The sequence below is a fragment of the Furfurilactobacillus curtus genome, assembly GCF_054657915.1.
Window position 1 is genome coordinate 18,327 of record NZ_BAAHXU010000001.1, and the last position, 22,855, is coordinate 41,181.

Annotated in this window: 28 protein-coding genes; 25 read left to right on the top strand and 3 right to left on the bottom strand. The window is 43.6% G+C overall.

What is annotated here, in order from left to right; translation table 11 throughout:
* Positions 1-107 precede the first annotated feature (107 nt).
* The 25 genes from ACYQ0Y_RS00220 to ACYQ0Y_RS00340 all read left to right on the top strand — a co-directional run bounded on the left by ACYQ0Y_RS00220 (position 108) and on the right by ACYQ0Y_RS00340 (position 20,386).
* Complete coding sequence (locus tag ACYQ0Y_RS00220) at positions 108-581, top strand: phage terminase small subunit P27 family (RefSeq protein ID WP_407881939.1); 474 nt, start codon at positions 108-110, stop codon at positions 579-581.
* Complete coding sequence (locus ACYQ0Y_RS00225; RefSeq protein ID WP_407881940.1) at positions 578-2,470, top strand: terminase large subunit; 1,893 nt, start codon at positions 578-580, stop codon at positions 2,468-2,470. Before ACYQ0Y_RS00220 ends, ACYQ0Y_RS00225 begins: the two co-directional genes overlap by 4 nt.
* A complete protein-coding gene (locus ACYQ0Y_RS00230; protein WP_407882564.1) occupies positions 2,454-2,666 on the top strand; it encodes a hypothetical protein in 213 nt (70 codons plus the stop codon). Before ACYQ0Y_RS00225 ends, ACYQ0Y_RS00230 begins: the two co-directional genes overlap by 17 nt.
* Positions 2,666-3,853, top strand: coding sequence for a phage portal protein (locus tag ACYQ0Y_RS00235; protein WP_407881941.1), 1,188 nt, complete (start codon positions 2,666-2,668; stop codon positions 3,851-3,853). Before ACYQ0Y_RS00230 ends, ACYQ0Y_RS00235 begins: the two co-directional genes overlap by 1 nt.
* The gene (locus tag ACYQ0Y_RS00240) at positions 3,831-4,538 is read left to right on the top strand and encodes a head maturation protease, ClpP-related (RefSeq protein WP_407881943.1); all 708 of its coding nucleotides are present in this window, start codon (positions 3,831-3,833) and stop codon (positions 4,536-4,538) included. Before ACYQ0Y_RS00235 ends, ACYQ0Y_RS00240 begins: the two co-directional genes overlap by 23 nt.
* Positions 4,538-5,779, top strand: a complete 1,242-nt coding sequence (locus tag ACYQ0Y_RS00245) for a phage major capsid protein (protein WP_407881945.1) — start codon at positions 4,538-4,540, stop codon at positions 5,777-5,779. Before ACYQ0Y_RS00240 ends, ACYQ0Y_RS00245 begins: the two co-directional genes overlap by 1 nt.
* 72 nt (positions 5,780-5,851) lie before the next feature.
* A complete protein-coding gene (locus tag ACYQ0Y_RS00250) occupies positions 5,852-6,160 on the top strand; it encodes a head-tail connector protein (protein ID WP_407881946.1) in 309 nt (102 codons plus the stop codon).
* Positions 6,150-6,494 carry a phage head closure protein gene (locus tag ACYQ0Y_RS00255; RefSeq protein ID WP_407881947.1) on the top strand — a complete coding sequence of 115 codons (345 nt, stop codon included), beginning with the start codon at positions 6,150-6,152 and terminating at the stop codon, positions 6,492-6,494. The genes ACYQ0Y_RS00250 and ACYQ0Y_RS00255 overlap by 11 nt, the downstream gene beginning before the upstream one ends.
* Positions 6,495-6,496: 2 nt before the next feature.
* Complete coding sequence (locus ACYQ0Y_RS00260) at positions 6,497-6,916, top strand: HK97-gp10 family putative phage morphogenesis protein (protein ID WP_407881948.1); 420 nt, start codon at positions 6,497-6,499, stop codon at positions 6,914-6,916.
* The gene (locus ACYQ0Y_RS00265) at positions 6,913-7,284 is read left to right on the top strand and encodes a DUF806 family protein (RefSeq protein ID WP_407881949.1); all 372 of its coding nucleotides are present in this window, start codon (positions 6,913-6,915) and stop codon (positions 7,282-7,284) included. The genes ACYQ0Y_RS00260 and ACYQ0Y_RS00265 overlap by 4 nt, the downstream gene beginning before the upstream one ends.
* A gap of 11 nt (positions 7,285-7,295) precedes the next feature.
* Positions 7,296-7,952 carry a phage tail protein gene (locus ACYQ0Y_RS00270; RefSeq protein WP_407881951.1) on the top strand — a complete coding sequence of 219 codons (657 nt, stop codon included), beginning with the start codon at positions 7,296-7,298 and terminating at the stop codon, positions 7,950-7,952.
* Positions 7,953-8,096: 144 nt separating this feature from the next.
* Positions 8,097-8,447 carry a phage tail tube assembly chaperone gene (locus ACYQ0Y_RS00275; RefSeq protein WP_407881953.1) on the top strand — a complete coding sequence of 117 codons (351 nt, stop codon included), beginning with the start codon at positions 8,097-8,099 and terminating at the stop codon, positions 8,445-8,447.
* 52 nt (positions 8,448-8,499) lie between these two features.
* Positions 8,500-8,655: a hypothetical protein gene (locus ACYQ0Y_RS00280; protein ID WP_407881955.1), complete on the top strand. Its 156-nt coding sequence runs from the start codon at positions 8,500-8,502 to the stop codon at positions 8,653-8,655.
* Positions 8,652-12,767, top strand: coding sequence for a tape measure protein (locus tag ACYQ0Y_RS00285; RefSeq protein ID WP_407881957.1), 4,116 nt, complete (start codon positions 8,652-8,654; stop codon positions 12,765-12,767). Before ACYQ0Y_RS00280 ends, ACYQ0Y_RS00285 begins: the two co-directional genes overlap by 4 nt.
* A 161-nt stretch (positions 12,768-12,928) precedes the next feature.
* Positions 12,929-13,756, top strand: a complete 828-nt coding sequence (locus ACYQ0Y_RS00290) for a phage tail domain-containing protein (protein WP_407881959.1) — start codon at positions 12,929-12,931, stop codon at positions 13,754-13,756.
* A gap of 14 nt (positions 13,757-13,770) precedes the next feature.
* The gene (locus ACYQ0Y_RS00295) at positions 13,771-14,892 is read left to right on the top strand and encodes a phage tail protein (RefSeq protein WP_407881961.1); all 1,122 of its coding nucleotides are present in this window, start codon (positions 13,771-13,773) and stop codon (positions 14,890-14,892) included.
* Positions 14,893-15,777 (top strand): phage head spike fiber domain-containing protein, encoded by an 885-nt coding sequence (locus tag ACYQ0Y_RS00300; protein WP_407881962.1) that lies wholly within the window; start codon positions 14,893-14,895, stop codon positions 15,775-15,777. It begins immediately after the preceding gene.
* Entirely contained in the window at positions 15,770-16,756 is a 987-nt protein-coding gene (locus tag ACYQ0Y_RS00305; RefSeq protein WP_407881963.1) for an SGNH/GDSL hydrolase family protein, read from the top strand. Before ACYQ0Y_RS00300 ends, ACYQ0Y_RS00305 begins: the two co-directional genes overlap by 8 nt.
* Positions 16,757-16,809: 53 nt before the next feature.
* A complete protein-coding gene (locus ACYQ0Y_RS00310; RefSeq protein ID WP_407881964.1) occupies positions 16,810-17,868 on the top strand; it encodes a BppU family phage baseplate upper protein in 1,059 nt (352 codons plus the stop codon).
* A gap of 15 nt (positions 17,869-17,883) precedes the next feature.
* Positions 17,884-18,189 (top strand): hypothetical protein, encoded by a 306-nt coding sequence (locus ACYQ0Y_RS00315; protein WP_407881965.1) that lies wholly within the window; start codon positions 17,884-17,886, stop codon positions 18,187-18,189.
* Complete coding sequence (locus ACYQ0Y_RS00320; RefSeq protein ID WP_407881966.1) at positions 18,186-18,341, top strand: XkdX family protein; 156 nt, start codon at positions 18,186-18,188, stop codon at positions 18,339-18,341. The genes ACYQ0Y_RS00315 and ACYQ0Y_RS00320 overlap by 4 nt, the downstream gene beginning before the upstream one ends.
* Positions 18,342-18,418: 77 nt before the next feature.
* Complete coding sequence (locus tag ACYQ0Y_RS00325) at positions 18,419-18,805, top strand: hypothetical protein (RefSeq protein ID WP_407881967.1); 387 nt, start codon at positions 18,419-18,421, stop codon at positions 18,803-18,805.
* Positions 18,802-19,098, top strand: coding sequence for a hypothetical protein (locus tag ACYQ0Y_RS00330; RefSeq protein WP_407881969.1), 297 nt, complete (start codon positions 18,802-18,804; stop codon positions 19,096-19,098). The genes ACYQ0Y_RS00325 and ACYQ0Y_RS00330 overlap by 4 nt, the downstream gene beginning before the upstream one ends.
* Positions 19,099-19,103: 5 nt before the next feature.
* Entirely contained in the window at positions 19,104-19,532 is a 429-nt protein-coding gene (locus tag ACYQ0Y_RS00335) for a phage holin, LLH family (protein WP_407881970.1), read from the top strand.
* Positions 19,532-20,386, top strand: coding sequence for a peptidoglycan amidohydrolase family protein (locus ACYQ0Y_RS00340; RefSeq protein ID WP_407881971.1), 855 nt, complete (start codon positions 19,532-19,534; stop codon positions 20,384-20,386). The genes ACYQ0Y_RS00335 and ACYQ0Y_RS00340 overlap by 1 nt, the downstream gene beginning before the upstream one ends.
* Before the next feature lie 459 nt (positions 20,387-20,845).
* Here the strand turns inward: ACYQ0Y_RS00340 and ACYQ0Y_RS00345 are convergent, their stop codons facing one another.
* From ACYQ0Y_RS00345 to ACYQ0Y_RS00355, 3 genes are all read right to left on the bottom strand, one after another.
* On the bottom strand, positions 20,846-21,190 hold the full coding sequence (locus ACYQ0Y_RS00345) for a hypothetical protein (protein WP_407881972.1): 345 nt from the start codon (positions 21,188-21,190) through the stop codon (positions 20,846-20,848).
* A 117-nt stretch (positions 21,191-21,307) separates the two neighbouring features.
* Positions 21,308-21,877, bottom strand: a complete 570-nt coding sequence (locus ACYQ0Y_RS00350; RefSeq protein ID WP_407881974.1) for a hypothetical protein — start codon at positions 21,875-21,877, stop codon at positions 21,308-21,310.
* A 162-nt stretch (positions 21,878-22,039) separates the two neighbouring features.
* On the bottom strand, positions 22,040-22,843 hold the full coding sequence (locus ACYQ0Y_RS00355) for an energy-coupling factor transporter transmembrane component T family protein (protein WP_407881975.1): 804 nt from the start codon (positions 22,841-22,843) through the stop codon (positions 22,040-22,042).
* Positions 22,844-22,855: the final 12 nt, after the last annotated feature.

The window sequence follows — 22,855 nt, forward strand, 5'->3', positions numbered from 1 at the left end:
GCCCCCCCTTACTGGCTCTAGTCGGGGAGCGCACACCAGCTGTCGTCTTGTGGCAAAATCAAATTTTCAAAAATTTTACCTAGGGGGGGTCAGCCCGAAGTTAGGAGGTGGGTGAGATCGTCAAAAAAGCTTATAAAGACCAACACAACGGCAATTTTCCGACCACACCGCCAACTTATTTAGGTCGAATCGCTAAAGCAATGTGGCGCCGTGTTCTACCTGTTTTAGAGCAACAATCAGTGATTGAACGCATCGATGCTAATTTGGTTGAAAACTACTGCAGTGCCTATGAGATTTACCGAGAAGCCTACGAGTCGATCAAAAAGGATGGTGTTCAGCAAGCCATATACAGGAGCGTTCAAAATAGTGCGGGAGACGTTGTTGGAAAAGACTTCATGGGATATAAGCGCAATCCCGCCACAGCCATATATAATGATGCTTCTAAGCAAATGACTGCGATTGGCATTCAACTAGGGCTGTCACCTAAGAGCCGTGCAGATCTTGCAACAATTAAGCCGCCTGACAATAAGCCTGATGCAGTCGCCGAGATGAAGAAGTTCTTAGGAGGCGATGTTAGGTGAACCGAGTTGACTTAACACAATCCCATGATGTTCTTGGAGCTTATCAGCGTGGAAATTTTGAAGAAGTTATTAGTACCTTTAGGGACCCGGGGACAGCTTATGCATTAAGCGTTCTTAGTGGTGATCAACAAGCCGGATATCTAATTCAACTTGCCGCATTCAGGCATCTACAGGATCTAAAGCGTTCGCTAGAAGGTGACCATAGTTTCCCGTTCAATTATGACTTAAACAAGGTTAGCAACATTTTAAAATTCGCTGCTATTTGCCCGGATGTCGATACCGGAGAGCCTACCAAGCTTATGCCTTGGCAGGCTTTTATATTGTCTCAACTTATCGGCTGGCGTAATCAAGATGGTGGTAAACGGTTTAGTCGTGCCATTGTTAGTGTTGCACGTGGTCAAGGCAAGACGTACATGATGTCAATCATTGCGTGTTACTCATATTTAGTTGAATCGCTGGGATTGTCTAACCAAGATTTCTTAGTAGCATCGATTAATTACAAGCAAACCGGGAAAATATATGGGTACATCAAAGGAATGATGAAAAAGATCATTGCTAATGGGCCTTTTAGTTCGCTTGCGGCTGAGGTTGGCTTGGATACCCATAGTATCCAGTCAGACCAGATCCTTATGCGTAACAACAATAACGTGTTACGCCCAATAAGTCATGAATCGGGCCAATATGATAGCTATCATTTTACGACAGCTATTTTTGATGAAATCGGAGAAGTCGAAAGCCGCGATAAGATATCAAAAATCATATCTGGACAAGTCAAAGTGAAAAATCGCCAGTTCATCCAGATTTCAACAGCTTATCCTAAACCCGGAGTACCGTTTCATGAAGATCAGAAAATGATACAGCAGGCCATGGAACAGGATTACAAACGAGATGCTGATACGTACTTAGGACTTATTTGGGCACAAGACAGTCTTAATGAGACGTTCAAGCCCGAAACTTGGGTTAAGAGTAATCCACTATTGGATTTTCCTGATCAAAGAGAAGTGTTAATGCAAGGTTTGGTGGACAAACGTGACAGTGACATGCTCTCAAACAATATTGGAGATTTTCAGAACAAGAATCTGAATATGTGGCTTCAAGAATCATCAGATAGTTACTTGAAACTAGCAGACGTTGAACACGCAATCATTCCTAGCTTCGAAATTGATGGTCGTGATGTTTATATCGGATTTGACTATTCGATGTTCAGCGATAACACTGCGCTTGCTTTTGTTTTTCCATATGAAGATAGTGATGGAAAACACTGGTACATTGCTCAACATTCGTTTATTCCTTGGCAAAAAGCTGGATCAATTGAAGCCAAGGAAAAGCAAGACGGTATTGCCTACCGAGAGTTGGCAAAAGAAGGCTTTTGCACAATCACTAGCCATCTGCAAGGGATTATCAATGATGATCAGGTGTATACATGGCTGATTGATTTTGTTGAGAAGCACCGGTTGAACGTCATGTGCTTTGGATACGATGCAATGGGTGCTACACGCATGGTTAAACAGTTAGAGCTTAATTCTGGCTGGAACCTTTTGCCGGTCAAGCAACGAACAGGTGAACTGAAAGACCCAACTAAGTTTTTGCAAACGATGTTTATTGAGAAATCAATCACTAGATTGGACGACAAAATCATGGAAAAAGCACTGCTTAATGCCCAAATTTATGAAGACAAGGTCGGGATTCAAGTCGATAAGGCCAAAGCAACGTTGAAAATCGATGTGGTTGATGCCTTAATTGACGCTCTTTATCAAGGCATGTATCACTTCGAGGATTATGGAATAGCGAATGACCGCACCAAAGAAGTTGAACTGATGACGCCCAAGAAGTTCAAAAAAATGATCGAAGACGGCCAGTTTGGGTTTGGAGGTGATCCCGTTGGTTGAACAATTTAGTAAAGCTCTGAAAGTGGCAGGACTGTTTCTCCTTGCAAATATTGAGACGGTTCTTTTTTTATGTGGATTTGGTGTTCTAGTGTATGCCGCATTCTCAGTCAGCCTATTAGTCGGGCAAGTGATTTTGGGAATGCTATTGGTAGCCACAGCGATTGTGATGAGCAAGGCCAAGAAAGGAGGTGACTGATGGTGATTTTTGGATTTCTGAATAACAAAGCAACTAATCGTGCTGCTCCCCAATATGAGAGCGTGCTTGAATCAGCCGATGGCGACATGATGACTGGATTAATGGTTGATCCAGCCGCTTATGTATCCGCACAGAAAGCTCTACTTAACTCAGACCTTTATGCAACGATCTATCAATTATCCGCTGACTTGGCAACCTGTTATATGCAAGCAGGACAGCCGCGAACACAAACGATTCTTGATCACCCGTCAGCAACCACTAATCGGCAAGCCTTTTGGCAGTCGATGACGGCACAGCTACTGCTTGATGGGAATGCCTATGCCTATATTTGGCGCAACCAGCTTACCGGCCAGCCAGTTCGTCTTGAATATTTGCGCCCGTCTCAGGTATCTGTATTTATTTTGAGCGATGGTACTGGACTCACTTACAACGTTTCTTTTGACGAACCAAGTATTTCTCTTATAAACAATGTGCCACAGTCAGACATGATTCATCTTAGACTACTCGGCATTGGGAATGGTGGAGAAGTTGGCCGCTCGCCACTGTTAGCTCTGCAAAACGAACTGAACATCAAAAACAGCACCAATGGGTTGACAATATCGGCGCTCTCAAAGGCTATTACTTCAAACGGGACGTTGACTGCAAAGAATGGGTCAGCGCTAAGCCTCAAAGAGAAGCAGGCATTGTCGGCTGGATTCATGACTCAAGCAACTTCTAATAATGGTCCAGTCGTGCTTGATGAGCTGACAACATATGCTCCATTGGAGCTAAACTCTGATGTCTCTAAGCTGCTCTCATCGACAGATTGGACAAGCAAGCAGATTGCGAAAGTATACAACATTCCTGACAGCTACTTGAATGGTCAAGGTGACCAGCAGTCATCCTTATCGATGATTGAGGGCATGTATGCGAATAGTCTCAGCCGATATGCACAGGCTATTGCCAGTGAGTTAAATGAGAAATTCTCGGCTGCTATTGAAATCGATATTCAGCCGGCCATTGATCAGGATCGGAGCAGCTATTTAGCAGCAATTGGGGGTGCTGTAAAAAACGGCGCGCTTTCTGGAAACCAATCCGACTTTTTGCTTCGCCGTGTCGGTTTCTTGCCAGAAGATGCACCTAAATATATGTCTGCGGAGTCTAACCTTAAAGGAGGTGATACGAATGGCAGTAACGGTACCAATTAAGGGCGCTATTTCAAGCGAAGATGATGTTGATGTTTACCAATTGTTTGGTTACCAGACAGTTACCCCGTCTGATTTGTCTGATGCATTATCGCAGGCAAGCGGACAGGACGTTGTTTTGGAGATTAATAGCACTGGCGGTGATGTATTTGCTGGTAGCGAGATGGCAACAGCCATTAAGAACTATTCCGGCAGCATTGTCACTAACATCGTTGGGATTGCTGCTTCTGCAGCATCGGTAGTTGCTTTGGCAGGAGACAGAGTCGAGATGGCACCAACAGCTCAGCTGATGATTCACAGGGCGTCAACGTCAGCCAACGGCAATGTTGATGCATTAAATTCAGCAGGCCAATCGTTAGACAGTATTGACCAATCATTGGTTGATGTTTATGTAGCAAAAACCGGTATGAGTCCAAGTGATGTGTACAACATGATGGTTAACGAGACATGGATCAATGCCAAAGATGCTGTTGAGAAAGGGTTCGCCGATGACATCATGTTTGATACAGCACCAGCAGTTACAAACAGCGTTTTGCCACTAACAACTGACATGATTCACCGTGTTAAATCATTAATGGTAAAAGCAAACAGTCAGCCAACTGAAAGCCAGCCTAAGGATGATGGAAAGAAAACCATTAATCCTAAGCTGACTTTGTTGTTAGGCATTAAAAATAAGGAGGCCAAATAATGGCTAGTGTAAACGATTTAAACACCGCGTGGATTTCAGCGGGACAAAAGGTAACGGATTTACAAGACGAGTCGCAAAAGATGGCGGTTGCCTTGGCATCTGATCCGTCTTCTTATACGGAAGATGACGTTAATAAAGTAATGGATGATTTGAAGGCTGCTAAAACCGCTCGAGATTTTGCAAAGTCATCGTTGGATGACGCTAAAGCTGAAGCGGAGGCAGAAAAGCCAGCTGACATTACGGACAAAAAGGTAAACATCATTAAGAAAACGACTAAGGCCCAAGACTTTGTCCACAATTTTGTTGATCTGGCTACGGGCAAGAAGCGGATTACGGATTTGGTAACTTCCGGCAACACTGACGGTGATACGTCCAATGCAGGGCTGACGATCCCACCTGATATTCAGACCAATATCAACGAGCTCAAGCGTCAATATGCGTCACTCGAACAATACGTCCAGGTTGAGAATGTTTCTACTCCTACTGGGTCACGCGTGTATGAGCCTTTTGAAACAATCACACCTCTGGCAAATCTTGATGATGAGGATGCGCTTATTGGTGACAACGATGATCCCAAGCTGACACAAATCAAATACACAATTCATCGGTATGCTGGTATTTCTACAATGCCGAACACTTTGCTTAATGACAGCAATCAAAATATTCAAGCGTGGATTGAACAATTTGTTTCTCGTAAGGATGTTGTGACGCGCAACGGTGTCATCATTTCAGCAATGAACAACGCTCCTAAGAAGCCAACAATTGCTAAGTTTGACGACATTTTGGATATGATCTACACAGCCGTTGACCCGGCTATCCAGTCCACATCGGTTTTGATGACCAATGTTAGCGGGTTTGCACAGTTGGCAAAGGTTAAGGACGCCATGGGCCAGTATCTTATTCAGGCCAACGTTGTTCCTGACATGCCTTACAGCATTCGTGGCCATCAGGTGGTTGTCATCTCTGATCGTTGGCTGCCAAGTGCAGGCACCGCTTCTGCACCAGTTTATCCGTTGTATTATGGCGATCTTTCTCAGGCTGCCACACTGTTTGACCGTCAACAGATGAGCTTGGTTGTCACCAACATTGGCGCTGGTGCGTTTGAGCATGATCAGACTAAGCTGCGTGTCATTGACCGCTTTGATGTGAAAGCAACTGATGCTGATGCCTTTGTAGCTGGATCGTTCTCCACAATTGCTGACCAGCAAGCAAACTTCCCAGCAGCTAGCGCAGGTAAATAATTTTAAAAGGTCGCCTATGAAATAAACAGTTTGCTGATCGACTGGCAGGCGGCCAATTAAGGAGATGAAGTAATGGCTGATAATGACAGCTTTCAACCTGATATTGTTACTGACCTAATGGCAGAACTTAATCTTGATGATGCCGAAAAGACAACCATTACAAATCTGGTTGCTGGTGCTACGGGTGTAGTAACAAGCTCAGTAGGAGTTCTCGATGAATCCGATCCGATTGCAAAACTTGCCATTAAGACAATGGTTACACAGCAATATTATGACCGCGCTCTTGAAAACGGACTATCACAAGGAGTTCTGATGATGTTACTCCATTTGCAGGCCAATCAGCCGGAAAATTCATACAGTGGTGATGCTGATGGCAACTAATTTCAAACCGAGTGATTTCAGCCGCAAGGTTGATTTCGGTTCTCCACAATCGCACAAGACTGGTGCCGGCATCAATGTCACTAGCTTTGTTCTGGCTTATAGCCTGCACTTCAAACAGCAGAAACGAACACTCACACAGCAGTACACGCTTGTGGGAACACGTTTGGATAATTCAATCACAGTTATTGTCAGGCACGATATACGTAACGCAAGCCAACAGCAGGCAAGAATAGATGGCATCGTGTATGACATTTCAGACATTAGCCCGGACGACAGTAATGATGCTATTCGTTATGACTATCTAACCCTGGTCAAAACAACTAAGGGGGCATAACCATGGATATGGATGAGGCACTTGGTCAATGGCTTAAGCAAGTATCAAAGGCTGCCGAATTGTCTATTAGCGACCAAGAAAAGATTACCAAGGCTGGTGCTGATGTTTACGCTAAGAAACTAGCAGAGACCACCAAAGAAAAACACCCAAATACTAAGGGAGACGGCGGTAAGTATGGGCATTTGAGCGAAGACATCAGTAGTGCTGCGGGAGATATTGACGGTGACCATAATGGAAGTTCAACGGTTGGCTTTGGTAATAAAGCATTCATTGCAGGCTTCTTGAATGATGGAACCAAGTATATTCGTGCTGACCATTTTGTTGATAATGCCCGTGACGATGCCAAAGATGCTGTATTTGCCGCTGAAGCTGAGAAATATCAGGCAATGATTGCCAAAGCGAATGGTGGTGGGGATGAATGAGCGCCGTAGATGATGCGGTAACAATGCTTAGCCAAGCCGGGATTGCCAGTATTGATGCGGTTGAAGGCAACAATCTGCCGCAAGAATTAGTCGACAGCCTTAAAAAAACTGTTGTGTTGATTACTGATGCTGCAAATGATCCAACTGCATATGGCGACAACGATTTCTGGGCATTAAATCAGGAAGTAGAAGTACAGATTTGGTACTCACAACTGCTTGATTCTGACCCCGAAACCATTGAGATAGCCATGATGAAGGCTTTTACTCATCAACATTGGCAGGTAGCCGCGGTTAGACAACGCACATTAGACCCCGACACACAGCAACTTTTTAACACGTTTTATTTCAGCAGAACAAAGAATATTTAGGAGGAATTCAAATGGCAACAGTAGGTTTATATCAAATCAAGTTAGCTTTGGTAGATGAATCACAAAAGTTAATTTCTGGTACTGGGGCAGGATTAGGCACAGACGGTATCTATACTGTCGATCACAAAGATTTAGGTACTAAAACTGCCAACATTACAGGCTTAGCAGGCACCATTACTAAGATCTATGGCAACAACAACGTCCAAGACGTTACCGTTGGTACTTCAGAACCATCAGTAGCTTTGGATATTAACAACTTGGATTACAAAACCAAGCAGCAAATCAAAGGCTTTGTCAGTGATAGCAAGGGCGGCTATACGGATGAGGATTTGAAGGCTCATGTGGCCTTACTTATTACCACTCAAACCATTGACCGTTTACACTTTTTCTATTATGGCTTTGGCGATGGCATCATGACCGAAACCGCAGCTAACATTCAGACTGATGCGGCAGCAGAACTACGTGTAGATGACACTTTGACTTACACAGCGCTGTCTACTATGGCCTTTAATAATCAGCCATACAAGATTTATAGCGATCTTGATAGCGGGTTTGATAAAGCCAACATGTACAAAGAAGTGTTCGGCGGATACGTATTGCCGGAAAGTTCAACAGGATCTGGTACCACTACAACTCCAGCGGGTACCACTAAAACTCCAGCTCCATAATGATGGCACAATTTCATAGTAACAACTGATTAATGGCTCACGAACGTGCGCTATTTTTTTATGCTCAAAAGTCGCTTTCTGGTGAACTTGGTGGTGTCCGATTCACCACAGCGACCTTATCAAATAAAAAGGATGGTATTACCAATGAAAATTAAAGTTAGTCAACTTAGCAATCGTGTACACGAAGTTAAAACCAGCAATCGCAACATGGAAAAGATGTATGATCTGCAATTAATGATGGCCAAGGCTGATGATATTGCCGATATGGAACCGGTAGAAATTATTAAGGTTCAACGCGATATGTTACATGACTCAATCGACTTCTTGACTACCGTTTTAAACCTGAACAAGCAAGAAATTGAAAAACTTGGGGATTTAGAATTCGCTGAAACTATTCAGGCAGTTAATTACACTTTTGAACGCATGATGGGCATGAGTGATGAGGATATTGACTTAGCTGCCAAGAAGCAGGATGCCAGCAAAAGCAAAGATTAACCCAGCCGTCAAAGTTTATGAGCTTGAAAATCAGCTACAGGACTTTAGATGGATGAAAAAGCAAGCAGTCATGTATTTCCACTGGTCAATGCAGGATTTTGATGATGCTGATTATTTTGAAATGCTGGAAATGATGTCCGCCAAGGATAAGAAAGATCGGCCAGTTGATCCGGCAATCATGTGGAAGCAATACAAAGAGAAAGGGTGATTGAAGTGGCACAACAAATTAATGCAACAATGAGCACCAAGATTGCCCTTGATCTATTGTCGGCAAGCGAATCCGTTAAATCATTAACAGCGGTCGTTCGTTCGAGTCAAAATGCTTGGAAAGCTCAAGAAGCGGAGATGAAATCTGCTGGTGATGCAGTTGGCGCTGCTCAAGCTAAGTATGACGGCTTGGGTAAGTCTATTGATTCACAGCAGGCTAAGATTGACGCTCTAAAAGCCAAACAAGCTGAGTTGAAGGGCAATACTGCCGATGTTGCTCAACAGTTTTTAAAGTATCAGCAACAAATTGATGGTGCCACTAAGCAGCTGGCCAGTATGCAGTATCAACAAGACCGTGCCAAGCAAGCAATGGACTATCAAAAGTCCGGTTTGGCTGGCCTACAACAAGAATACACAGCTGCTGCACGTGCCAATCAGGTTTATGTTGAACGCTTACAGGCTGAAGGCAATCAGCAAGAAGCAAACAAGGCCAAAATGGATGGCTATAAGTCTTCCATTACCAATCTTAATGAGCAACTGTCTAAACAGTCAGCTGAACTAGATAAAATTGCCAGTGCTAGTGGCAAAGACTCCGATGCTTGGAGAACACAGAAGACGCGTGTTGATGAAACAGCTACCAGTTTAGCAAAAGCTAAGTCTTCTATGACTGGCCTGCAAACTGAAATGGATAAGGCTAACCCATCTGTTTTCAACAGAGTTAAGGAAGCTATATCGGGGACAAACAAGCAAGCCGAAAAGACACCGGGTTTGCTTCACAAAATTGTTGAGGGTGGCTTAATCACCAACGCCATCACAAGCGGCTGGCAACGTCTAAGTTCAAGCATTACCGACACGGTAAAGTCTGGGCTAGAACTTAACGAGGCCGGAGAAAAGCTAAATATGACGTGGGAGAACATGGGTAAGTCAGCCAATGATATCCAGATTCTTTCCGGCCAAATGTCGTACTTACGCAGTGAGACTGGTGCAACCGGTGGCGAAATTAACAACATGCAAACCACCGTTGATACCATGACGCATGGTGTCACAGATAAAACTCTTGTCATTAGTGCTGGTATTGCCAGCATTGCCACGGCTTCGCACAAAGGCGGAGACGGCATGGATTCCTTGTCTAAAGCGATGACACGTGTCGTTGCTTCAGGCAATTTAACAACAACTAACCTTGCCAAACTTGAAAAGCAGGCTCCTACCTTAGGTGCACAATTAGCCAAAGCTGCCGGAGTCAGTCAGGATTCATTTGCCAAAATGGTTGCTGACGGGAAAATCAAGTCTGACGACTTCATGAACTTGGTTTATAAAGTTGGGACAACAAGCAAGAACACATTTGACCAATTTGGAAAAACTAGTGAAGGTGCCCTTGCGCAGCTGTCCGGTAGTTGGACATCCATCAAGGCTAAAATGGCAGCACCATTGCTTGATGTTAAGAATAGTGGCATGCAATCACTTGCTGGGATTTTGACATCATCTGTTGTTCAAAGTGCCGCTACTACACTAGGTAAAGGGCTGGCAACTATTGCTAATTGGGCCAAGAACGTTCTGGACTATGTTTCCGCACACAAAAAAGATGTTACTGGTATTGCCGGAGATATGTGGGACATTGCCAAAATTGCTGGTGAAGAAGTCTGGTCCTTGTTTAAAACCGCAATCAAAGACATTGCTGGTTGGCTAAATGTCGGTGGTTCCAATGCAAAGACGATGAAAGACCCGCTAAAAGCTATCCATGATGTGTTAGATGATATTGTCAAAAACAAATCTGGTATTCAAACTACCGTCAAAGTAATTGCGGGTTTGTGGATGACAAAAAAAGCACTGGAATTTGCAGCAGGATTGGGTCATGTGTACAGCGGTCTGAAAGCGCTGGGTGATACTAAACTAGCTCAATCAATCCTGTCCAACTTCAGTAAACTGAACATTGGCAGCAAGCTAGCTAAAATTGCAGTCCCCGTTGCGATTGCTTATGACGCGATTAGTGACATAAAGAATTTAACAAAAGCATTTGGTAAGAATGGCACTGTGGGACAAAAGTTTTCTGCTGTTGGTGAATCTGCCGGGACACTGATTGGTGGTGGCATCGGTGCTTTCTTTGGTGGCCCTTTAGGCGCAGCGGTTGGTGCCACAATTGGCAAAGTGGCTGGTAAATGGGCCGGCGATGCCGCTAAGAAGTTTACTGATGGCTGGAATGCTAAGAAAAAGCCAGCTAATAGTTGGCTAGGTGGTCTTGGCTGGGATGCTCGTCAAATGACTAACAATGTAGTCAAATGGTGGGATGGCATTAACAAGTCCACTGATGCGGCTCAAAAAAAGCAGCAGAAACAGCAAGAGGCAGCCAATAAGCAGGCGCAAAAAGACTGGAATGGATTTTGGAACGATGTTGGCAAGGGCTGGACTGGATTTTGGAATGATGTAAACAAGAAAAATTCTATTGCACAACAGCAACAGCAAAAACAGCAAGACGCAGCTAATAAGCAGATAAAGAAAGATTGGGATAGTTTTTGGAGCAATGCAAGCAATGGCTGGAACAACTTTTGGTCAGATACTTCAAAAAATGCCAAAAACGGTATGAATGATACAAAATCATGGATTGATAGTGCCAATGCCAGGATCCACAAAGGCTGGGATAACTTCTGGTCAGACACCTCGCAAAATTGGAACGGATTTTGGGGAACTGTTGGTAAAAATGCTCAAAGTGGAATGTCAACAGTCCATGGCTGGATTAATGACGGCAACAGCAAAATAGATTCCGGATGGCGTTCCATGTGGTCAGGACTCAAGTCTTTCTTCGACAACATATGGGATGGCATTAAAAATGCTGCAGCAGATGGCATGAATGCTGTTATCAACGTTATTAATGGCGCTATCAGCGGTATCAACTGGGTTTGGCAAAAGTTTACTGGCAAAGATGCTCTACACAAACTGTCACCTGTTCATTTCTCACAAGGTGGTATAGTTGAGCGCAAGATGCACATGGTCATGGTCAACGATGGTGCTGGAGAAGACTGGAAAGAGCTTTACCAGTTGCCTAATGGTCAAGTCGGCATGTCTCAAAAGCGCAATGCCACAGGATTACTGCCAGAAGGCACACGCGTTTTCAATGGTAAAGAAACCAAAGCCATCATGAATATGGCTGGCGTTGAACATTACGACTTAGGTGGTGTAATTGGCGGTGTTGGCAAATTCTTTTCTGGTGCTTGGGACAAGTTGGAGGCCGTTGGTGATTGGCTTGCTAACCCAGTCGGGAAAGTAACCAATTTAATCAAGTCAAGTATTAGCGGCATTTCCGGTGGTGTTGAAATGTTTAGCAACTTAGCCGGTGGTGTTATTAACAAATTAACAGGCAGTGTTGTTGATTGGTTTAAAAAAGAACTGAAAAAGTTGCAAGACACACTAGGTGATGGTGGCGGAGGTAAGGGTGCTCCGTCCGGTGCTGGTGTTGAGCGCTGGGCCGGTCAAGTTAAAGAAGCACTGGCAGCTAATGGGTTAAGTACTAGTGATTCAATGGTTAACCGTGTGTTACGGCAAATTCAAACAGAATCACGTGGTAACGAAAAAGCACGGCAAGCTGGTGCAGATCCAGATGGTGATGGTAGTGGCCCAGCACTGGGGTTAATGCAAACCAAAAGGGGTACGTTTCTTGCTAATGCTTTTCCAGGACATGGTGATATTTTCAATGGCTATGATGATATTCTTGCTGGATTGCGCTATGCCAAAGCACGTTATGGTTCAAGCCTTTCATTTTTAGGTAATGGTCACGGTTACGCCAATGGTGGTTTGATCACACAGCCAATCCATGCGCTTGTTGGCGAAGATGGCCCAGAAACAATCTTGCCATTAACCAAAACAAGCCGTGCTTGGCAGCTGTTGGGACAGGCTGTCAACCAAATTAACGGCGGTGCGACTACGGTAGGCACCACTGATAATTCAGATGTGCTGGCCAAGATGAACACAAAGTTTGACCAGTTGCTGACAATGTTTGCTCAGCTTTTGGGCTTGTCGGCCGACCAAATCACAGCCATCCGTAATAGCGGCATAGACATGCCAACGATGTACAAAAAGATGGCTAAAGACCAACGTTTGCATGACATGCAGGTGTTTTAACATTAGGGGGGATGTAAATTGAGTGAGCTTTACGTCAAAACAAACAGCAGCAAAACCAGCAACAGCCGCGCAGCACTAACGCTTTTGACACGCTATTAAGCTCCGTGCAACAACGAGGTCAGATTCTCAACAATCAAAGCCTTAGTTAGGAGGACTATTAAGTGTACGGAAAACTTTACATTAAGAAACAAGACGAACCAGAATTTGAAATCAATGATGTACTATCATCCGTTAAGATGCTTGGAATTGATAATTCTGCTCCACAAATCACACCAAGCTACCTAGAATCAGCTGGCAGTGATGGCCAGCTGTTACAGAACGTTACTTACAACACCTCAACCGTGACGGTGCATTTGTTTGCACGAGCCATAGATATTCAGGACTTAAAATTAACGGCTGCTAGGGTTTATTCGCTGATTAGTTCACGCACACCAATCCGGATTCGTGATGATATTGAGCCGGGAAAAGTGGCTTATGTTGTTGCCGAACCGTTTGAAATTCAACCATTAAATCATACCAATGATTCGACAATTGATATTCAGTTCGACAATGTATCTGGCATGTGGTATTCACTTGTAAACAGTGATGAAATCGCTAATAGTCCTGACGCTTTACAGATTGGCCTGCAATTACCAGAACAACTGCCTAGCTATCACTTTAATGAAAATGAATTTAACATTTTCAACCCGTCTGACCTTAACATTGATCCATACCGTCAACGGCATACTTTGAAAATCACGATCAAAGGTGCTGGACAGTTTGAATTAGAAAATAAGACGAACGGAACGTCGTTCAAATGCACACATTCGATGACTAATACGGATGAGTTTGTCTTAGACGGTGTCCATGCGTTTCTCAACGGTCAATTAGACAGTTTAGAGACCGATTATGGGCACATTGTGCTGAACAAAGGAAACAATGACATTGTCATTACTGGCTTGAACAATGTCGATGTAACTTTTTCCTTTCCATTCATCTATCTACAATGATAACTGGAGACAAAGTGGTCGTTCAGGACATTCAACGCCAGCACACGGATGTTCTGGACTGCTTCGATTGGGACAGCTTTCAAGTTACACGTCAACGTAACAGCCAATATCAGTTGGACTTTGTTGCCTTTGACGACAATAGCGTCGGTTTCGAGCTCCTGCAGATTGAGAATTCTGTTTGGTGGAACAATCAAGAGTTCATCATCAAGCAGCTCACAGATGACTGGAACGGTGAAGTTCACGAGGTTACTGTTACAGCTACTCATGTGTTCTACCAATTGAACGGCAGACGACAACGTCAACAAAAAGCAGGTGCAGTGACGTTATCCTTGAATGATGCGATGTCATTTTTATTAGACGGCTTGAACACTGGCTTCGACTTTCAAATCCATGGGACGTTTGCCAACACAGAGCTGACTGATTTTGGTAAATGTTCTGTGATTGATGGAATCAGCACGTTGATTACTGATTATAATGTTTATGCTGTTTGGCCAGATGAACGGACGATCCACTTTTACGATGAGAACTCATGGAAGCGCAATACACAGATGGCCATTCGTTATCAACATAACGCTAGTGAAGTATCACTAGCCGTTGATAGCTCTAACATCGTCAACACAGTTATGGTTTCAGGTAAGCAAAACGATAATGGTGACTCTGGTTCAACGCCATCCTTTCAACCATTCATAGTTCAAGACGATGACAGCGTTAAACGTTGGGGTCAACGTGATGGAGACGATATTTCAGACGAAAGGTTTACTGACGCTGATGCAATGCGCACTTACGCACTTAGTAAGATGCAGAGTGAACCGCCAACGACAATTACCGTCACCATGAACAACAAAGATACACCACAACTTGGCGAAATGTGGATGTTACAAGTTTTGCCAGCAGATTATCAGACGATGGTTGAGACAGTATCCGTACAAGAGTATCCCTTTAGCCAGAAAGCCACTTCAATCACATTGAACAACTTAACAGCCAACTTCCTAGAGATACAATCAGCCAACACTCATCGTTTAAACGATATCAGTAACAGAATCCGAAACTCGGTAGATTATTCGGGAAATGTTATATTGCCAATGATAACCGACCAGACATCGTTACAAAATTTAGCAAATATGGGAGGCGATTGAATGGCTCTTGATCCAGCCAGCCTTAAAGATGCGGTTACTTTAATGCTGAAAAAATGGCCATCTTGGACAACGCTAGAAGGACGTCCGACCGACTTGGTTAATCAGAAAGACTTAGCTGATGCAATCCAAGCTGCGGTTACAATCAAAGGCGCAGATGGTAAAACTAGCTATACTCACATTGCATACGCCAATAGTGCTGATGGTAAGGATGGGTTTTATGTTGGTGGTGGAACTAATCTGTACACAGATACAAAGAATTTTGACAACCTAGCATCATGGTGGGGATCCAGTTCATGGACAAAAACTACGGATACCTATAATGGATTAGCTGTAATGCAGACAACACGAGATTGGAGTGGACTGAGCCAGTATATCCAAGTTAAAAAAGGTGATATTTTAACTTATAGTGTGTATGCAAAAAATACAAGTGGTACTGGAACAAGTACTATATATTGGCAACTCAACGGTAACCCTGAAGGTAGTTATAGCACTGCTTCATCCAATCCAGCCAATAAAACAGTAACCATAACAGATTCATGGCAGAGAGTGTCAGCGACAATAGTTGCTACTAGCGACGGTTATCTACGTCCTCGAATTGAACGAAGTAATGAAAATACCAATACCATACAAATCGCCGGAATCAAGCTGGAAAAGGGTAGTGTAGCTACCTCATGGTCACCAGCACCAGCAGAAGCACATCCTATCTACATGGGGACCTACACTGATTTTACACAAGCAGATAGTTTAGATCCAACAGCTTACCAATGGTCACTGATTGCTGACAAGCCAGATATTCCTCGGCTAACGTCACCAGATGGTAGCACATGGGCGCCAACGATTGATAACGCTGGTAACGTGACGTGGAAGAAGGTGTCAGATGGCTAATGTAGGAATTATAAATTTAGTGATGTTTGGTGACTCGATCACGGCTGGTTGGAATGGATCAGGTTTTGTTGCTCATCCATTAGCTTATTGGATTGGCAAAAAGCTAGGGATTGACGTAGCCAATCGTGGACAGAATGAAGGTCGAATCGTTGGTGATCGACCTAATGATCTGTTGCCTAATATTCAATCCACAGATCTGACTCAATATGATGCATGTACGGTAGCCTATGGAATTAATGACTTAGACGACATCAGTGTGCCGATCAAGACGATTACTGACCAATTGAACGTTTGTCTTGATGCTATTTATGCCAAGAATGCTGATATCAAAGTTTATGCGCTGCTGCCGTTGCCTGCATTTGTTGACGTTCCTAATCCTGATACGCCAAAGGCAGCAGGGTATTCCGAAAATGGATTAATTGATGCGCTAAAACAAACGTTTCAAAGTCGTGGCATTACAACGCTTGATTGGCGCCAAAATCCAATTATTACGGTGGAGAATCATCAACAATTGTTGGCAGACGGTGTCTTACATCCTTCTCAGTCCACCTATGAACTGTTAGGAAACCGTATCGCGGATTTTATCTCTGAAAATCCGCGATTGGTTTTGCGAATGATGACCAACCTTGATCATATCCAGGATGATTTAAACGATAATTTTGACATTTTTAATCGGGTGATGAATGGTTTCTGGGGTAATTATGGTTCCTTAGGGCTTGGTGATGGGGCACTTAATCAGATCAAGTTAATTGATGCTGACTTACTTGATCGAGAATTTAGACTTCAAATGATTGGCGCGTTTAAGCAAGCACAACAAATCATTAATGAGCTTGTCGGGATGATTGGTTCATTAACCGGCGAGTTAAACACGTTGATGATTCCAATACCTTATTCGTTGGTATTAAATATTGATAAATTAAATGATTGTTTTAAAGTGATGAATCAAGCGCTGTTACAAGTTAATCAAATAGAAATGTAGCCGATGACGAACTGTTATCGGCTTTTAGTTTGCACAAAGAAAGAAGGATAAAGATGTCTGATAATCAAGGCCGCACGCTAATGGATACAGTCTGGTCGGGACAGTATGAAACAGTCAATATGACGCTTGGCGATGGCGGTACCGCTTATACAATTAAGCAATTCAACGGTCGTCAAGGTGACAATGGACGAACGGCAATGTTGCGTTTAGTTAAACAATCACAGACTGGACTAATTCCGTATAATCTAACTGGTTTAAGACCGAGGATTAAGGTGCTCGATGCACAAGGGACTGTCAAGCAATTTGGCGATGACTACAGTCTAGTCAGCAATCAACTGGGGTTAGTGACTATTACCGTGCCCGGACAAGTCTATGAAGCGGCAGGCCAAGTGCTCAATGCCTTTTTAGATTTAATTGACGATAATGGGACTGTGATTAGTTCGGTACCAATTGTTTTTAATGTTGATACGGACGACACAAAACTAACGCAAACTTCATCGCAGACTTATTTGCAAACAGTTGATGAAATTATTGCTCAAGTACAAGCAGGTGTCACACCGCTAAAAACAGAGATGGATGCCCTTCAGCAGGCAATCAGCACCGGCCAAACCAGCATCCAAGAAGTTTTAAACGATATTGCCAACAAAAAGGTAGCTCTTCTAAACGGTGGGAATAACTTTACCGGTGTACAACACGCTGATGATTTTACAACTGGCGCTGGCAGTTTTAATGCGATTGCAGCATTATCTAAAGGGATCGGTACAGTCGAAAGATTTAATGTTGATTTAACCGGGGGTGCTACCGGAACTGGGGCGTTTTTCCAAGTTGATTTAGGCGCGGCCTATTTAGTCGCATTTTATGCTTGGGCAATTTGGCCGAATGGAACTGAAAAATTGGGGGTTTATCAAGTGGCCAACGTTCCAACCGGCGTCATCCCTTTTCATCCCGGGGACTTGCTTATTAATGATATGGGGCACATTGGGGATACGATCGTGATGTTTTTCGTTCCACAAGGTGATCATGCCGATCGCATTACTGTGCATTCTGCTGGGGAAGCTCAAGCGGCCAATGCCGGATGTGACATCAACTTTTCATATCTAGTTAATAAATAGTAGAAAGGAGCTAAAATGGCGGAAGTTTATTTAATTGATGATAATCATCACTTTGCCGGGTTTGCGGACGTATCAGCTGACCAATTTGACCCTTCAAAGATGACCAAATTGGCACCACATTACAATAGTCCAGAAGTTTATTTTGATTTTGAAAAAAACGATTGGGTAACGGAACCAATTGCGGCAGCGACTGCTGAGCAACAAACGATTACTGAAATCACCAAACAAAATGCCGATATGGAAACTCAGATTAATCAATTACAATCAGTTATCACAACATTAACCACGCAATTAGCAAATCAAAATGGAGGGAATAAATGATGTTTTTTGATTTATTTAAATTGTTCTATCAACAGTGGCACACGATGACGGCCGCTGATTTAAAGGTACAAGTTTCAAATAAAGTTATAACCGCCGATCAATTTAAAGAAATCACAGGTGATGATTATGTGGCGCAGACTACTACTGAATAATGACCCGACTAAAGGTCTTAAATGTTGACGCACTGCATGAATCTAAGGCATTAGTATAGAAAGGAAGTGAGGCGATTTTGTGGCACAACTTTGTTAAGAATCATTTCGTTGTTGAAACTGGATTAGAAACCTTTATCTTGGGTTTCTATTTTGTCTATGTACGTAACTATTTTGTTGACAAAGACCAATTTGAGCCGTTTGTTCATCATTTCGCTGATCCTTATGTCGCGGTTGCTTTGATTTGTGTCGGGCTGCTAGCCTTGTTTGTCGGGTTATGGGACGTGCATTGGTTTAAGGCCAAAGCATTAGTGTTAACCGCCATGCAGATAGTGTGGACGATCTACTTTGTCTTATTCCTATGGCATGACTACAATTCACCGGGTCCAGTCGGTATTGGCACAATCTTAGCAGGCGCCGTTGTGATGCGGATTCTGGTCGAGGCGAGGTGGGGTGACCGTTTATGAACCATCTCATTGAGACGATTGTGTCTGTAGTCATGGGCAGTTCGTTCACAGGGTATTTGACGTACAGATCAACTATTAAAAAGAATCAGACGGATCGCGAGGATATCTATGCTGATCACACCGGAGAATTGTGGGATCGATTGGATAAGATTACGAGCGAGCGTGATGAGCTTAAAGCGCAAGTCATAAAGCTTCAGACGAAAGTTGAGGAGCAATCTAGAATGATCGATGACATGACTCATCAAATTGGTAAATTAACAAAAGAGGTCAAAGAAATGATGGAGGATAAGTAGGTAGAATGAATTTACATCTTAATATCAATGATGTGGTCACTTGGCTGTTAGCCAGTGGCTTTTTATTTGCTCTGTATTTCAAAGTGCTATCACCTGCTGCACATCAGTGGATTGCGACGCAGAAAGCTAGTAAAGCTAAGCAGGTTGAGGAAGTATTGCTTAATCTAGCAGATACAGCCGTGCAAGGCCTGTCAACCAGCTATAACATGACTGGTTCTGTTAAAAAACAGGAGGCTGTGGCAAAGGTTAACAAAGCTCTGTCAGATAAGGGAATTAGTATTGATCCCGATCGTGTAAGTGACTCAGTCGAGCGTGCTTACCAAGCGTTCGCACAGACCAACGCGCCTGCCGTAAAAAAGCAAGCTGTTGTTAACGGCGCAACTGTTGCGCAATCAGGTGGCCCTATCAATCATAAGATTGGAGGGATTAAATAATGGCAGTAGACATTAATAAAGTCATTCAATGGTTCTACGATCGTGAGGGGAAACTGACTTACTCAATGTATGGATCGCGAAACGGTGACGATGGCACAGCAGACTGCTCCGGATCGATGACGCAAGCCCTATATGATTCTGGTGCTAGTCGTTATGCCTATCTATACTCAACTGAAACCATTCACCCATATTTAACTAACAATGGTTTTGAGCTGATTGTGGAAAACGATCAGAACGGATGGGACGCACAAGCCGGAGACATTGTCATTTGGGGTCAGCTAGGCGCTTCTGCTGGTGCTGGTGGTCATATTATGATCATGACCGACGGAACGAACTGCATCAGCACTTGTTATTATACTGGCGGCGAGGTTGGCACAGCGGTGCAAGAGCTTCCTTACAACAGCTTTGTGGCGTTAGACAACTATCCTTACTACTACGTCTATCGCATGACAGATTCAGCAGCTGTTCAAGGTAATGGACCGCAACCAGTGCCAGCTGAGTACCGTGATACCGATGCAATCACGCAATTTAAGCAAGCAGGCGGGTGGATTAATTTCAATAATCATCCGTGGAAACTTGATCAAATCTCATTCGTTAACGGCATGTGGCAAGGCCTATCTAGCGAATTGTCTGGTGATAACCCGGATTGGACGGTCAACGGTGTTCCGTTAGTGCTTGTTTCTCTAACGGATAACCCTAACCAGAATGACGCGCAACCTGGTAACCATGCACGATTTGACAAGAACTATTGGCCAATTGCCGATTATGACGATGCAACTAATGGCATTGCCATCGATCTAGGAGATAACGGTGGACTAATCTGGTTTAACGCCGATGCAGTTTTAGCAGCTTAATTAAATAACAATTTGATCACAGATTAAAATTACTTCTTGATGCTTAAAATGCCCTAACTTCCTATTACACGGGAGGTTAGGGCTTTTTATGTATGATCGACCTATCATATTTCGTGAGTGTCTCGTGAGCGTCCCAATCTTTAGCTTCTCTAAGTTACTGGTATCAAAGGGTTCAAAGAAACGTTCGACCCCCACCGGCGGCATCCTTAGACCCTGAAAGGGGTCTTTTTTGTTTGTCTATAAAAAAAGCCTATGTACCGGCGCTATCGCCGGTACATAGGCTTTTAAATGTTTTGAAACTTCTTGTATAAGTCAGTACAAGTTGGATGGATATTCGTATAAAGTTTCCCGTCAGCCTATTTTAGGGGTAAACGGGGAAAGAAACAGGAATTTGAAGAAGACTGAAAACGATCTTCTTCAAATTCCTGTTCAAAAAAGATGCAATAAAATTCGCCTGTTTTACCTTATTTTATTGTAAGTAATAATGAATGAGCCAAGTTGACTTGTGACCCGCTTAACCTTCACGATTACCTTTTGGCCTTTTTTGATGTGCGGGTTGTTTTCGGAAACAAAGTTAAGATGTTTACCAGTCTCAATGTTATAACCAAATGCACTATCCGGTACGAGTTTATCGGCACGAATGCTGATGGTTTTGTCTTTAAGGTCTTTACCTTTTTGAAGCGCCGTTTCAGCCTGTTTAGTGGTGTAGTCTGCTTTGGTAGACTCACTTCCACAGGCGGCTAATAATAAGAGCAGGGCGAGAATAAGCGCCGCTGATACGCCTCGTTTTATAACTTTTTTCATTTCTTTTTTCGCTCCAATCCTGATTTACGGGATATGTTTTGATGCTATTCATGTTAAATTTGCGGATCAAATTTAACATGAATAGGATGGGTGTTTTTTAATTTGATTTCCGAAACTTTATTCGCCGGCAGTGTCGGGCGCCAGCGCACCAGAAACACTATCGGTAGTACCAGCACCACTACCATTTGCGATGGTTGGCTGTTGTACTGGCGATGAAGGGGTATAAGTGGGGCGTTGAGGGGACCAAGTTGGACGCTGACTAGCGCGAGTTCCCGAGTAGCCGCCACTGTAGCTTGGTGTAGTGCTATTCACTGCAGAGCTGGAAGCGTTACTGGTTCCGGCAGCCGTACTGCCTTGTTCGTCTGCCGTATCTTGTTGATCCTGTGCCTGTTGATCAGCTTGTGCTTGTGCATCGGCGCTTGCTTGGGCCGCAGCATTTGCATCAGCTATTGACTGACTTGCAGCGCTTTTAGCCTTAGATCGCGACGATTCTCGATCTAAGGACAGCGAATTAGCTTTTGCAGAAGACTCCAATGAAGCTTGTTTACGTCTAGCTGACGCCGCTTTAGACGATGAGCGAGCCGTATCTGCAGTGGTTGGTTTTGAAGAAGGGGCCGCATCTTGACCGCAGGCAGTTAACAACCCAGAACCGATTAAAATAGTACCTAATAGGATTATTTTTTTCATAACGAAGACTCCCATTGAAATGATTAATCTTATTGTACCTTAAGCAATATTGAAGTGGTTGATTTATTGCGTCAAACCGCAAATTTGTCAAAAAATAGCCAGCTCATAACTATAGCGGTGATGTGTAAGCTACAGTTATGAGTTGGCCAATGAACCGTCTATTTAGTTAAACTGCCGAACTGCTATAAAGATGAGCGTAAAGCCAAGCATTAGACAAACCAAGGCAGCGTCAGCCCAATGAAACTGTAATATGCGGTAATGGCTACGCTGACTAGGGCCTTGATAACCTCGGGCTTCCATGGCCGTTCCTAACTCGTCAGCACGTTTGAAACTGCTGACAAATTGCGGAATAAGTAAAGGCACTAAAGCTTTCATTTGCTGAAAGAGGTTGCCAGCCCCAAAGTCAACGCCTCGCGAGCGCTGAGCGTCCATAATTCGGGTTGTTTCATCCATCAAAGTGGGCACGAACCGTAGTGCTAAGCCTAACATTAAAGCAACTTCATCGACTGGAAAGTGAAGCCACCGCAACGGTTTAATCAGGGCAGCAATGCCATCTGCCAGGGCTAAAGGTGGCGTCGTTAAGGTGAGCAAGGTTGAGATAAAGATGATTAAAACAAACCGACAAAAGACGACTGCACCGTTAACGAGTCCTACCTCAGAGATGGACAACCATCCCCATTGCCAAAAAACATGGCCACCACGTGTAAAAATGAGCTGCATCAGCACAGTAAATAAAATGAGCCACAGTAGGGGACGCAGACCACTGAGAAAAAAGCGAATTGGTAATTTGGCCAACCAAACACCAACACCGATCAGGATGAATAAGAGTCCGTTTGTGCTCCAGTTATTCGCAAAGAAAGTAAGGCCGATGAAATAAAAAGCGATTAACAATTTGTTTCGTGGATCTAAACGATGAAGAATGCTATTACCTGGTATATAACGACCTAAAATTAATGCATTTCCCATTGCAACCCTCCG